We start from the raw sequence: 12971 nt of genomic DNA, 5'->3' as shown, positions 1-12971 counted from the left end.
GCAGGGGACGCGGGGGCGTGGCGCGAACATGGCACCACGCCCTCGCGTGATCTCTATTGCTTAAAGTCCGCCAAGCACCTGTTTGCCAATCACGCGACCGCTTTCTTGCCGCAGATGCGCCGCGCGCAGCGCCTCGACGGTCAGCGCCTCGACGCGTTCGGTGACTGTCGACTGCAATGTGCCTGCGTCGATCATCGCTGCGACGCGGTTCAGCAGGTCTTGTTGGGCATCCATATCGTCGGTCCCGAACATCGAACGGGTGAACATGAACTCCCAATGGATGCTCAACGCCTTGGGTTTGGCCGCCTTGATATCCAGCGCCTCGGGGTCGTCGATCAGCGCGATCTGGCCGCGTGGCGCGATCAAGTCGATGATCGCGGGCCAATGCTGGTCCGTGGCCGTCAACGCGGCGACATAGTTTGGGGTCTGGCCCAGCTCTGCCAGCTGCGCGGCTAGGTCACCGCGATGGTCAACCACGTGATCCGCCCCCATTTTGCGCACCCAATCCTGCGTCTCGGGCCGAGAGGCCGTCGCAATGACGGTAAGCCCGGTCAGCGCTTTGGCCAGTTGGATCAAGATAGAGCCGACGCCGCCAGCGCCACCGATCACCAGCAAGCTTTGACCCGCCCCACCTCCTTCGGTCAGGCGGAATGCGTCGAACAACATCTCCCACGCGGTGATCGAGGTCAGCGGCAGCCCCGACGCTTCGGTAAAGTCGAGGCTGGCTGGTTTGCGCCCGACGATCCGTTCATCGACGGCATGGAATTCCGCATTGGTGCCCGCCCGCGTGACGTCGCCCGCATAGAAGACCTCATCGCCGATCTTATAACCGGTGACCGACGCGCCCACCTCGGCCACGACGCCTGCCGCGTCAAAGCCCAGAACGCGCGCAGCACCTTCGGGTTGGGCGGCGGCGCGCAGCTTCACGTCGACCGGATTGACCGAGATGCCTTTCACCGCGACCAACAGATCACGCGGCCCCACCTCGGGCCGGTCGATTTCAATCAGATCGAGCGTGTCCGCAGGGCCCGCCGCGCTATAGCCAATGGCTTTCATATGCTTGTTCCTTCTTTGTGTTTCCGCAAAATATAACTTGCCAAATTGAAGAAAACCGGCATTTTTCCGATTTGATTATTCGGATAGCGGAGATAATAGCGGTGGATACTGACAACCTGCGCCTTTTTGTGATGGCTGCCGACCGGCTTAACATCTCTGCTGCCGGACGGAATCTGGGCCTTGCCCCTGCAGTCGCCAGCGCGCGCCTTGCCAAACTGGAACAGGAGCTTGGCGTAGAGCTGCTGCGACGTACCACCCGCAAAGTATCCCTGTCGCTAGAAGGGTCCGATTTCCTACCTTATGCGCGGGAAATTCTGGCGCAGGCCGACGCCGCGAAGGCCGTTCTTGGCAGCCATGAAACCAGCCCCAAAGGCACCATACGATTTGCGGCGCCAAGCAGTTTCGCGCAGCGTCACATCATGCCGCTTCTGCCGCAGTTTCACGCGGCGTTCCCCGAACTTACGCTCGAACTTCGCCTGTCTGACGCACGGTTTGACGCGATCGAGGGCAGTTTTGACCTTGCGTTGCGCGCGGCCCCCCTGACCGACAGCAGCCTCAAGGGGCGCAAGCTGGCGGGTGATACCCGCGTCCTTTGCGCCTCTCCTGCATATCTTGAGGAACATGGCGTACCGCAGTCGCCGGCAGAGCTTCGAGGGCATCGCTTTCTAGCATGGGTCGACCTTGAGCCGCGCGATTTGATCGGCCCTGAGGGCGAAACCGCGCCGCTTGACCCAGCCCAGATGATGTGCCGGACTATCGTTGACGATGGTGACGCTCAACGTGAGGCCACCCTTGCGGGGGCCGGCCTGTCGATCAACTCCCTCTGGAGCGTCTCGGACGAGCTGCGCTCGGGCCGGTTGATCCGCGTCCTTCCGGAATGGAAGCTGAACGACAGTTCGGTCTTGTGGTTGATGTACCCGCGTTCAAACGTGCTCACCCCCAAGACGCGCATCCTGATCGACTTTCTCATCGCGTATCTTGGCTCACATGCAGAATGGGGCGCGTAGCAGCCAGACCGGATCAGACGCTTTCGCTGACCACGCTGCCAGCTGACGCACCAGCGTTCTTATTGAACGCACCCGCAAACCAAGCTCCCTCAGCCCCATTTGACGAAGGGCAGCATCGCCGCAGCCGGTCGGTCCATGCAAGCGATGTGAACTGATTGCCTTGATCGGGCTATTCAATCCGCCCACCAGACCTTCGTCGACACCGCAGTATTTCAAGTCACCCTGCTGCCCGCGATGCCGACTAAAGTTGCGCTTTTCTGCTGTAATATTTTGCCTCAGTTGCGACAGCAGCTTTTCAGTGAGCATAGAGAATTGACTGAACCAGCCCTTCCACGGCACCTAGTAGGCATCCGCCCGGCATGGACGGGTGCCCTGGGATTTGTGCTTCGATCTGGCTGCGAAAACTATAACAAGATCGCGGGCTCAGGCGTCGTGCAAGCGGTCAAATAGGCTGTCGCCGCGGCGCATCTGTGGCAAGTAACCGGGGTACTCGGACTTCAGCGCACTGACGTCGTCCAACCGCGCCATCTCGGCTCCGCTCAGGTCAATGGCGGCAGCACCGAGGTTGTCGACCAGTTGCTCTTGCTTGCGTGCACCGACGATCACGCTGGTCACGCCGGGCTTGTGCAGCAGCCACGCCAGCGCGATCTGCGCAACCGATGCGCCCTTGTCCGCCGCAATGTCCTTTAGCGCATCCACGACGTCAAAGCCTTGCTTCTCATCAACGGGCGGGAATTCAAATGAGGCGCGGCGGCCTTTGGCCTCGTCCTCGCGGGTGTATTTACCGCTAAGAAAGCCGCCTGCCAGCGGGCTCCAGATCAGGGTGCCAAGCCCAAGATCCATCCCTGCGGGAATGATTTCGCGCTCTAGCTCGCGCCCGACAAGGCTGTAGTAAGATTGGATCGAGGCGAAGCGGTCGGTCCCCATCTGCCGCGCCAGTCCATCGGCCTTGGCGATCTGCCATCCGGCAAAATTCGACAAGCCGATGTAGCGGACCTTGCCCTGCCGCACGAGGTCATCAAGCGCCCGCAGGGTCTCTTCCAGCGGAGCCGTGTCGTCAAAGCTGTGTACTTGGTACAGGTCGATGTAGTCGGTGCCCAGTCGGCTCAAGCTGCCTTCGACCTCGCGCATGATCGCGCCGCGGCTGGTGCCAAAATCATTTGGTCCGGTTGTCAGAGTGCTGGCGACCTTGGTCGCAACCAGCACATCGTTACGCCGCGCCCCCAGCGCCGTGCCGAGCATTTCCTCGGACACGCCCGAACTGTAGACATTGGCAGTGTCAAAGAGGTTGATCCCGGCCTCGATCGCAAGATCCACCATGCGTCTGGCCAGTTCCTGTCCCGTGGCACCGATCATCCCGGAATAGCTGCCGCCTTCATTGTCGAAAGTCATCGTGCCCAGCGTCAGTTCAGACACATAGAGGCCTGTGTTCCCAAGAGATTTATATTTCATGTCAATGCACCTTTCAGGGTTTGTTCGGGTGGGGTTTCAGGCTGCCTAGGAATCGTGAGACGCCGCAAAGCTGCCATAGGTGAAATGCTTTCTTTTTCTGCCAATCGGCGTGACGCTGGTGGCGATCTAGAAGCCGAGGAGGCCGCCCTTGAATATGTCGACAATGGCCCATCAGGGGTCGTGGGACGATAAATGCCGATGCCGGTCGCGATGACGCCTATCCGGTGCGCATCGCGGTAAGGTCCAGCGGATGATAGAAACCTCAGGTGGGCCCGCGCCACGCGGGGCCGAGGGCTTTCACGAGATTAAAGCGACCATTCGAAGCCGACGGCATTTTCGGACACGTCCCAGAGCTGTGTCATCACTGCCTTGTCATAGGCATGGGCGTTCAGGGTGCCCTTGCCGACCGGTCCAACCATTTCTAGGCGGCCTGTCGGGCCATAGAGCGCACGTTGTTCCAAGCCGTCTTCCGTCGCGCACATAACCTCTGGATAGGACCCTTGTTCCGCAGTCTGGACCAACGAAGTCTTGGTCGTAAGCCACCAGATAAACCGGGTGAACCTGCTGCCGCTCGAGCTAATCAGCGAAGTCGCAGACGCGCCTGGATGGCAAACGAACACTTCGACTTCGTTGCGACCCGCAGCCGCCTGCCGATCTTGCAATTCATAGGCAAACATCATCTGCGCCAGCTTGCTTTGCGAATAGGCGATGTTTGCGCCGTAGCCTTCATTCCAATTCATATCACCGAACTTGATTGTCTTCAGACCCATGTTGTAGCCAAGGCTGCCGACGATAACGATCCGCCCCTTGCTTTCAGCGATCCGTTCAAACAGCAGGCCATTCAGCAGGAAGTGGCCGTAATGGTTAGTGCCAAGCTGGCTTTCAAAACCATCCTCCGTCAGTTTCCGGGTGGGCACCTGCGCGATAGCCGCGTTGTTGATTAGCGCGTCGATGCGCGGCACGGTTTTCAGCACCTCGGCAGCGGCGGTGCGCACGCTGTCCAGAACAGAAAGGTCCATGTAGACAAAGCTGACATCAGCGGATGCACCGAATTCTTGTTTCAGCTCGTTTATGGCGGCTGTTGATTTCTCGACCGAGCGGTTCAACATCACGACCTTGGCCTTCTTTTTCAACAACGTTCGCGTGGCCTGAAAACCAGCGCCGGCGTTCGCACCGGTGATGAGGTATGTCTTGCCGCTCAGGTTGCCGAGGCGTTCGGGCGTCCAGCCCTTTGGTCCGAAAGTTTTGTCTGCCATTGTATTTCTCCTTCCAGCTTGGACTGGCGATTTTTTGGGGTGTCTGTTTGCTCTGAACGGTGAGATATCCATTCCAGGGTATATTCACAGGTATGATTGTCGCGCTTACTTGCCTGATTGTATCAGATCGGGTTCACTTCAGTCTTTCCGGCGGGCATCAGGCTATCGGGCTATAACGTGCTTCATAGGCTGGCGGCTGACTTGCGGTGATGTCGTTGGTGATGGTCATCGCGCCGCGCCCTTGCCCATCGAGTGGTTTCAAACCCCGTCCCTATCGTTGCGCCCGTGATGGCGTAAGCTTTACCCGCGAGGGAGCCGAGGCGGCTTGGAGGCTATCCGTTAGGTCGGAAAAGGGTCGCGACTATGCATCCTCTCTCCAAAAGCCCGTCGTTTTTCTCTTGGTCAGTTTGATTTAAGGCAAGCTTAGTATTCCAAGAGCATCAGAACAGGCCGATTCATCTTGTATACTTGCCTGATCGTCTCGGCCTTATTGATTTGCGCGATTTACTCTGCCAGCTTGCCAGCATGACCAAGGACCAGATCAAACAGCTCATCGATCGCTACCTGCCCGGCGCGGGTCTTGTGGATACCGCTTTGAAAAGCGTGCAACTTTTCCGTGTGACCGAACCCGTGCCATGTGTGCCCGCGGTGTATGAGCCTACGGTCGTGGCGATCCTAGGCGGCTCCAAGGAAGCCATCCTAGACGGGGAACACCATGTCTATGACAGCAACCGCTATATGGTTTGCCCCATGACCCTACCGGTAGAGGCCGGATCCCCGCAAGCCTCACCAGAGACACCCTTGGTCGGCGTGATGATCGCGTTGGATCCACGGATCATGCGCGAACTTGCCATTGAGATGGAGACCACGTCCGGAGCCCTGCACAAGTCAGACGCCTCGCCCCCGCAGGCCCTGACGCTGGCGGATTGGGATACCGACTTCACCCAAGCGCTGTATCGGCTGGTGGAACTGCTAGACAACCCAGTGGATACGGCGATTTTGGGGCCGGGGCGTCTGCGGGAGCTCTACTATGCCGTGCTCAAGGGCGAAGCTAGCACAGCCGCGCGGCGCGCCTTTGGTGTCGGGAACGAAATTGCGCGCACCATTGACTATCTATCCACCCACCTGAACGAACAGGTCACGATCGAAGACATGGCCGACCACGTCGGCATGAGCCGTGCTGTATTCCATCGCCGGTTCAAACAGGCGACCACGATATCGCCACTCCAGTTCATAAAGTCGATGCGATTGAACAACGCTGCCATGAAGATCGCCGAGGGCAAGACCGTGTCCGAGGCAGCTTGGGCCGTCGGCTACCAAAGCGCGTCACAGTTCAGCCGGGAGTTCAAGCGCATGTATGGACAGTCGCCCCGAGAATGGAGCCATTCGGCCCAGGCTTCGGCGCGACTTATCTAGCACAGAACATGGCGCGACATCCACAAGACCTCTACCCACTGGGCTAATGAATCGCTCCGAGTTTGTCGGAGACCATCAACTTTAGTAAGGATGATGGTTATGACAAAAAGCAAAATGGCAAATCGCTACTCGCCAGAGGTCCGCGCTCGCGCGGTTTGGATGGTGTTCGAGCATCAAGGCTCATACGAAACGCAGGCGGGCGCGATCGCGGCCATTGCATCCCGTTGACCGGCAGTGGTTTGCCAGCAAACCACGAGAGGGGAAGATCGGCTGTATTCCCCAAACCTTGAGCGGATGGGTCACACAACTAGCCCCGAACCCTTATCACCCACACTTACTATGCCCACAGCTGCCGCAGGTCATGCAGCCTTCGACCATGCGCAGGTCGTATTGGCCGCAGCTGCTGCAAGCTTTGCCTCGGGGGGCCTCAAGGCCGACGACCTTGGCTTGCGGGTCGGATTTCAGGCCCTGCCCTTCGCCGGCGATAAAGCCGGTGGCGATCAAGTGTTGTTCGATCACGCCTCCGATCGCGGCCAGCATCGACGGGATGTATTTGCCGCGCATCCAGGCTCCGCCGCGCGGGTCAAAGACGGCCTTCAGCTCTTCGACGACAAAGGACACATCACCACCGCGACGGAACACGGCAGAGATCATGCGGGTAAGCGCGACGGTCCAGGCAAAATGCTCCATGTTCTTGGAGTTGATAAAGACCTCGAACGGACGCCGATGCCCACCGATCACCACATCGTTGATGGTGATATACAGCGCATGCTCGCTGTCGGGCCATTTGATCTTGTAGGTGGAGCCCTCAAGCTCTTCCGGACGGTCCAGCGGATCGGACATATAGACGACCTCGCCGCCTTCCTCTGCGGTGGCTTGGGCCGCAACCTCGCCCGGGGCTGTATCGGCGCTTTCCGATACCGACAGAACCGATCCGGTGACATCGTTGGGGCGGTAGGTCGTGCAGCCTTTGCAGCCTTGATCCCACGCGGCCATATAAACATCCTTGAACGCGTCAAAGCTGATGTCTTCGGGGCAGTTGATGGTTTTCGAGATGCTGCTGTCGACCCACTTCTGCGCCGCAGCCTGCATTTTGACGTGGTCCAACGGTGCCAGCGTTTGGGCATTGACGAAATAGTCGGGCAACGGCGCGTCGCCCTTCAGATCGCGCCACATCTGTACGGCGTAATCGACGACTTCTTCCTCGGTCCGGCTGCCATCCTTTTGCAGAACCTTGCGGGTGTAGGCATAGGCAAAGACCGGCTCGATCCCCGAGCTGACGTTGCCTGCATAAAGGCTGATGGTGCCTGTGGGCGCGATCGAGGTCAAAAGCGCGTTGCGGATGCCGTTTTCGGCAATGGCGTCGCGCACGTCATCATCCATCTGCTGCATGGTGCCGGAAGCCAGATAGGCGTCCGCCTCGAACAGCGGGAAGGCACCCTTTTCCTTCGCCAGATCGACGGAGGCCAGATAGGCCGCCCGCGCAATCGCCTTGAGCCATGCCTCGGTCTGCTCTGCCGCCGCGTCCGAGCCATAACGCAGCCCGACCATCAACAAGGCATCCGCCAGACCGGTGACACCCAGACCGATGCGGCGCTTAGCTTTCGCCTCTGCCTGCTGTTCGTCCAGCGGGAATTTCGACACGTCAACGACGTTATCCATCATGCGCACAGCGGTCGCGACCAGCTTGTTCAACGCCTCGACGTCCAGCTGAGGGTTGTCGCCAAACGGGTCGGATACCATCCGCGCCATGTTGATCGACCCCAGCAAACAGGCACCATAGGGCGGCAGCGGCTGTTCCCCACAGGGGTTTGTGGCGGCGATGGTTTCGCAATAGCTCAGGTTGTTGGCCTCGTTGATGCGATCGATAAAGATCACACCGGGCTCGGCGAACTCGTAAGTGGCTTTCATGATCCGGTTCCACAGATCACGGGCCTGAACGGTGCGGTAGACCTTGCCGTTGAACTGCAGATCCCAGCTGGCATCGGCCTTGACCGCATCCATGAAAGGGTCTGTGATCAACACGGACATGTTGAACATCCGCAGCCGCGCGGGGTCGGATTTAGCGGCGATGAAGTCTTCGACATCGGGATGATCACAGCGCATGGTGGCCATCATCGCGCCACGGCGCGACCCGGCGGACATGATCGTCCGGCACATGGCATCCCAGACATCCATAAAGCTCAGCGGGCCGGAGGCGTCAGCAGAGACCCCCAGCACATCCGCGCCACGGGGCCGGATGGTGGAAAAGTCATAGCCGATCCCGCCCCCCTGCTGCATGGTCACAGCGGCTTCTTTGAGCATGTCGAAGATACCGGCCATGCTGTCAGGCACGGTGCCCATGACGAAACAGTTGAACAATGTCACGCGGCGCGCAGTACCTGCCCCGGCAGTGATGCGGCCCGCGGGGAGGAATTTGAAATCCTCCAACGCTTCGTAAAATGCCTCTTCCCATTTTTCCGGTGCTTTTTCGACCTGTGCCAGATCACGGGCGATTCGCCGCCAGCTGTCTTCTACCGTCACATCACGCGGCGTGCCGTCGGCATCTTTAAAACGGTATTTCATGTCCCAAATCTGTTCGGCAATGGGGGCGGCAAATCGTGACATATTCGATTCCTTGAGGGCTGTTTGGCAATGTGTTCACCACACCCCCAATCAAAGCGCAAGCACAACAGGTTGAAGAAAATGTGTATTCCACTACATGATGCTGTAGCAGCGACGGAGGATTCTGTGAAAAATCATATTAATCTCATCAAGTTGTCCGTTGGCACGGAAACCGTCGATGATCTAGCTGCATGGCAGGAAAAAAAACAGGCGCAAACCGAGGACGGTTTTCCTCGTCACGTGACGCGCATGTGGCCCAAACGCGAACCCGAGATTCTGAACGGCGGGTCGATCTTCTGGGTGATCAAAGGTGTGATCCAGTGTCGTCAGAAAATCCTGCGTCTGGACGAGACGTCGGGCGCGGACGGCGTGCGCCGCTGCGCGATCGTGCTGGACCCCAAGATCATCCGGGTGCAAGGCAGCCTCAAACGCCCGTTTCAGGGGTGGCGCTACCTTGCGCCGCAGGATGCCCCTGCCGATCTGCCCGAAGGCCGCGACCACGAAGAGCCCCTGCCCATAGAGTTGAACCGCGCGCTGGCCGAGATCGGCGTGCTCTAGTAGCAGCCCCTGCGCGCGCATCCCCCGCGGGATTTGAGTTTATTTGGCAAAATGAAGCAGGGCCGCGCGTGCCTCTTCATTTTGCCCTTAAACTCCCGCCGGAGGCGCATCCGCAGGATGCCGCGCGCATGCGCGTCAGGACAGCTGCGCCAGCAGGGCCGTCATTGTCGCGCGATCCGCATCATCCATCTCTGCCATCCGGCTGCGCCAAAGCGTCGCCTGGGACCGCAGGATCAGCCCGTCGGACAGGATCTTGAGGTGGTTGGCGCGCAATGTCTCCCCGCTCGAGGTGATGTCGGCGATGGCCTCTGCGGTTTCATTTTTGATCGTGCCTTCGGTCGCCCCCTGGCTGTCGACCAGCGCATAATCCGCGACACCGGTGCCGCGCAGGAACTCCCGCACCAGCCGGTGGTATTTCGTCGCGATGCGCAGGCGGAACCCGTGCTTGTCGCGAAAGGCCGAGGCGGCGGCATCCAGATCATCGAGCGTATCAACATCGATCCAGGCTTGCGGCACCGCAATGATCAGATCGGCATGCCCAAAGGCGAGCTCTTCGACCGGGGCGACAAGCTGATCCCACAGCGCCAATTTCTCTTGCACCAGATCGGTGCCGGTGACGCCCAGGTGGATACGGCCAGCGGCCAGCTCGCGGGGGATTTCGCCCGCAGAGAGCAGGATCAACGACACGCCGTCAATGCCTTCGACGGCCCCCGCGTATTCACGTTCGGACCCCGTGCGTTGCAAGGTGATCCCGCGTGCGGAAAACCATTCAAAGGTTTTCTCCATCAGACGCCCTTTTGAGGGCACACCGAGTTTGATCGTCATTGGCCTGCCTCCAGTTCCAGCATCAGCCCGGGGCGCATGACGCCCCCCACCGCGGGGATTTCGCCGCCCTGCCCCAGCCGCCGTGTCAGTGCGTCATAGCGTCCGCCTGTGGCGATGGTGGGCAGGTCGGGCCGTGTCGCCGCGCGGAAGCCAAAGACGAACCCGTCATAATATTCCATCGACACGCGGCCAAAGCTGGCTTCGAACATCAGGTTACCGGTATCGACACCGCGGGCGGCAAGGGCCTTCTCCCGCGCCGCGACACGGTCCACCGCATCAGAAATCGCGGGCATATCGACGGCAAGGTCATGCAACTGGCTGATCGCATTGGGCATGGTTTCACGCACATCCAGTAGCGCCAGCAGCAAGGACACCTGTGTGCGCGACAGCGCTGGCTCGGAAGCGTCGGCGCGCAGGGCGGCAATGCGTGTTTCAATCTCGTCCAGACTGCGCAGGCCGATCAGTGGTGCGGTGATCGCACCGTCACTGGCCAAGAGCGCCGCGCGGGTCGCGGGCATCGGCGTTTTGCCGGCATAGCGGTCAAGCAGCGCTCGGAACCGGCGGGGCCGCCAGATGTGCCGCATCAGTGCCGCCTTGCGCGACACCGATGTATCGAGCCCCGCAACCGCAGCCATCAAGATACCGATATCCCCTGTCACCGCAGTGACCGGAAGCCCCTCCAACGCGCCCTGAATCAGGGCAAAGACTTCGGCATCAGCTGCCGCGGGATCGCCACGGTCAAAGACTTCGTAGCCCGCCTGAATATATTCATTGGCGCGGTTGGGATCGCGTTCCTGACGGCGGAACACTTCGCCCGCGTAGGTGTAGCGTGCCGGGTCCGCACCATGGGCCATATGCATCTGCACCACGGGCAAGGTATAATCGGGGCGCAGCATTTGTTCGCCGCGCATCGCATCCGAGGTAACATAGGCGCGCGCGCGGATGTCTTCGCCATAAAGGTCGAGCAGGGTCTCGGCAGGTTGCAGGATCGGCGGTTCCACCACCGCAGCCCCCTGCGCCTCGAACAAGGCGCGCAGGCTTGCGGCCTTGGCGAGGATGTCGGATCGTGTAGCCATCAGCGGTTCAGCTCCAGTATTTCGCGCACTTTGGCGACAAGGTCACCACGCGCCACTTCATATTGGCTCGGGCGGTCTTTCCATTCCTCGAGCGTTGCGCTTTCAGCAATTTTCGCGCCCAGGATAAGGTCCTTGATCTGGATCATGCCCTTGTCGAATTCATCCCCGCCCGCGATTACCGCCACCGGGCTGGCGCGGCGGTCTGCATATTTCAGCTGGTTGCCAAAATTCTTGGGATTGCCCAGATAAACCTCGGCCCGGATTCCTGCCTGACGCAGTTCGGCGACCATCGCCTGATAGTCGGACATACGCGCCTTATCCATCACAGTCACCACCACGGGCCCTTCGGCCTGCGCCGACATCCGGCCCTTGGCCTGTAGCGCGGCAAGCAGCCGGTCGACGCCGATAGAGACTCCCGTTGCAGGGACTTCCTGACCGGTAAAGCGCTTGACCAGATCGTCGTACCGCCCGCCCCCTGCGACAGAGCCAAAGTTGCGGGGCCGGCCTTTTTCGTCTTGGATCTCGAAGGTCAGTTCCGCCTCGAAGACTGGGCCGGTGTAATAGCCAAGACCCCGCACGACAGAGGGGTCGATCTCTACGCGGTCAGAGCCATAGCCGCCGGCTGCCATCAGATCCGCGATGGTTTCCAGTTCGTCCACGCCCTCGTTTCCGATCTCAGAGCCTGCTACTGCTTTGCGTAGGTTAGCAATCGTGTCCGCATTCGTACTCCCTTTAGCCGTGAGGAAGTTTAGAACAATGCGAGCATCTTTCTCTGGCAAACCTACGCCATCAATGAACGCACCTGACTGATCTTTGCGCCCCGAAGTAAGAAGCTCAAAAACCCCTTGGACACCGACTTTATCAAACTTGTCGATCGTACGAAGTACGTCGTCCGCGTTTATTGCTTTCATTAGCGACTGGCTCATCACCTTCGAGTACGCCGCTTCGACAGTTCCTCTCAGGTCATTCCCCTCAGGAAAATCCTTATTCAACCCGACCACTTCAAGGACTCCGTTGAGCACTTTGCGGTTGTTCACCCGCACAATGTAATCGCCGCGGTCGATCCCGACTTCTTCCAAACAATCGGCCAGCATCGCGCAGATCTCTGCATCGGCCGCGACCGACGGCGCGCCGACCGTGTCGGCATCGCATTGATAGAACTGGCGGAAGCGGCCTGGCCCCGGCTTTTCGTTGCGCCAGACCGGCCCCATCGCATAGCGCCGGTAGGGCGTGGGCAGATCGTTGCGGTGTTGAGCGTAGACCCGTGCCAGCGGTGCGGTCAGGTCATAGCGCAGGGCGAGCCAGTCGCCGGGCTTGTCCGCCTCTGCATCCTCTTGCCACGCGAATACGCCCTCATTGGGGCGATCCACATCGGGAAGGAACTTGCCCAAAGCCTGCACCGTCTCGACCCCAGAGCTTTCCAGCGCGTCAAAGCCATAGCGATGATAGACCTGCGCGATCTTATGCAGCATCTCGGCACGCTGTGTTACTTCTGCACCGAAATAGTCACGAAACCCCTTTGGCGTTTCGGCCTTGGGGCGGGGGGTCTTTTTTGGCTTGGCCATTGGATCACATCCTGTGGGCTGAATATCGCGCTTCGCGTCTAGCCCAACCCCCCGCCAAGGGCAAGCGACGCGGCCCCGCTGCGGCACGCATCCCCCCTTATCGAACGCCATACAACCTGTTAGGAGGACGGCAAACGCGCAAGCTGCAAGGTGCCC

Annotated in this window: 11 protein-coding genes and 1 pseudogene; 4 read left to right on the top strand and 8 right to left on the bottom strand. The window is 59.8% G+C overall.

Annotated elements, in window-relative coordinates:
- Nucleotides 1-60 precede the first annotated feature (60 nt).
- The gene (locus GLP43_RS06390) at nt 61-1056 is read right to left on the bottom strand and encodes a zinc-binding alcohol dehydrogenase family protein (RefSeq protein ID WP_237278654.1); all 996 of its coding nucleotides are present in this window, start codon (nt 1054-1056) and stop codon (nt 61-63) included.
- 101 nt (nt 1057-1157) lie between these two features.
- Here GLP43_RS06390 and GLP43_RS06385 point away from each other — a divergent pair, with 101 nt between their 5' ends.
- A complete protein-coding gene (locus tag GLP43_RS06385) occupies nt 1158-2063 on the top strand; it encodes a LysR substrate-binding domain-containing protein (RefSeq protein ID WP_237278653.1) in 906 nt (301 codons plus the stop codon).
- Here GLP43_RS06385 and GLP43_RS06380 read toward each other — a convergent pair.
- From GLP43_RS06380 to GLP43_RS06370, 3 genes are all read right to left on the bottom strand, one after another.
- The gene (locus GLP43_RS06380; protein ID WP_237278652.1) at nt 2040-2369 is read right to left on the bottom strand and encodes a hypothetical protein; all 330 of its coding nucleotides are present in this window, start codon (nt 2367-2369) and stop codon (nt 2040-2042) included. The two genes, GLP43_RS06385 and GLP43_RS06380, sit on opposite strands and share 24 nt — an antisense overlap.
- Nucleotides 2370-2486: 117 nt before the next feature.
- Nucleotides 2487-3515 carry an aldo/keto reductase gene (locus GLP43_RS06375; RefSeq protein ID WP_237278651.1) on the bottom strand — a complete coding sequence of 343 codons (1029 nt, stop codon included), beginning with the start codon at nt 3513-3515 and terminating at the stop codon, nt 2487-2489.
- 305 nt (nt 3516-3820) lie between these two features.
- Nucleotides 3821-4771 carry an SDR family oxidoreductase gene (locus tag GLP43_RS06370; protein ID WP_237279926.1) on the bottom strand — a complete coding sequence of 317 codons (951 nt, stop codon included), beginning with the start codon at nt 4769-4771 and terminating at the stop codon, nt 3821-3823.
- 495 nt (nt 4772-5266) lie between these two features.
- Here GLP43_RS06370 and GLP43_RS06365 point away from each other — a divergent pair, with 495 nt between their 5' ends.
- Nucleotides 5267-6187: an AraC family transcriptional regulator gene (locus tag GLP43_RS06365; protein WP_237278650.1), complete on the top strand. Its 921-nt coding sequence runs from the start codon at nt 5267-5269 to the stop codon at nt 6185-6187.
- Nucleotides 6188-6286: 99 nt separating this feature from the next.
- Nucleotides 6287-6494, top strand: a pseudogene (locus tag GLP43_RS06360) (hypothetical protein); the annotation flags it as partial.
- Between the two features lie 17 nt (nt 6495-6511).
- On the opposite strand, the gene GLP43_RS06355 reads toward GLP43_RS06360, so the two are convergent.
- A complete protein-coding gene (locus GLP43_RS06355) occupies nt 6512-8794 on the bottom strand; it encodes an adenosylcobalamin-dependent ribonucleoside-diphosphate reductase (protein ID WP_132996983.1) in 2283 nt (760 codons plus the stop codon).
- A gap of 123 nt (nt 8795-8917) precedes the next feature.
- Between GLP43_RS06355 and GLP43_RS06350 the strand changes: the two genes are divergently transcribed.
- Entirely contained in the window at nt 8918-9349 is a 432-nt protein-coding gene (locus GLP43_RS06350) for a DUF1489 family protein (protein ID WP_237278649.1), read from the top strand.
- Nucleotides 9350-9484: 135 nt separating this feature from the next.
- Here the strand turns inward: GLP43_RS06350 and hisG are convergent, their stop codons facing one another.
- From hisG to hisS, 3 genes are read right to left on the bottom strand one after another with little or no spacing between them, the layout of a single operon-like run.
- Nucleotides 9485-10174 carry an ATP phosphoribosyltransferase gene (gene hisG / locus GLP43_RS06345; protein ID WP_237278648.1) on the bottom strand — a complete coding sequence of 230 codons (690 nt, stop codon included), beginning with the start codon at nt 10172-10174 and terminating at the stop codon, nt 9485-9487.
- Complete coding sequence (locus GLP43_RS06340) at nt 10171-11250, bottom strand: ATP phosphoribosyltransferase regulatory subunit (RefSeq protein ID WP_237278647.1); 1080 nt, start codon at nt 11248-11250, stop codon at nt 10171-10173. Before GLP43_RS06340 ends, hisG begins: the two co-directional genes overlap by 4 nt.
- The gene (gene hisS, locus GLP43_RS06335) at nt 11250-12815 is read right to left on the bottom strand and encodes a histidine--tRNA ligase (RefSeq protein WP_237278646.1); all 1566 of its coding nucleotides are present in this window, start codon (nt 12813-12815) and stop codon (nt 11250-11252) included. The genes GLP43_RS06340 and hisS overlap by 1 nt, the downstream gene beginning before the upstream one ends.
- Nucleotides 12816-12971 lie beyond the last annotated feature (156 nt).

The sequence above is a fragment of the Sulfitobacter sp. M39 genome, assembly GCF_021735935.1.
Taxonomy (GTDB): domain Bacteria; phylum Pseudomonadota; class Alphaproteobacteria; order Rhodobacterales; family Rhodobacteraceae; genus Sulfitobacter.
This window is presented reverse-complemented; position numbering and strand designations above follow the sequence as displayed.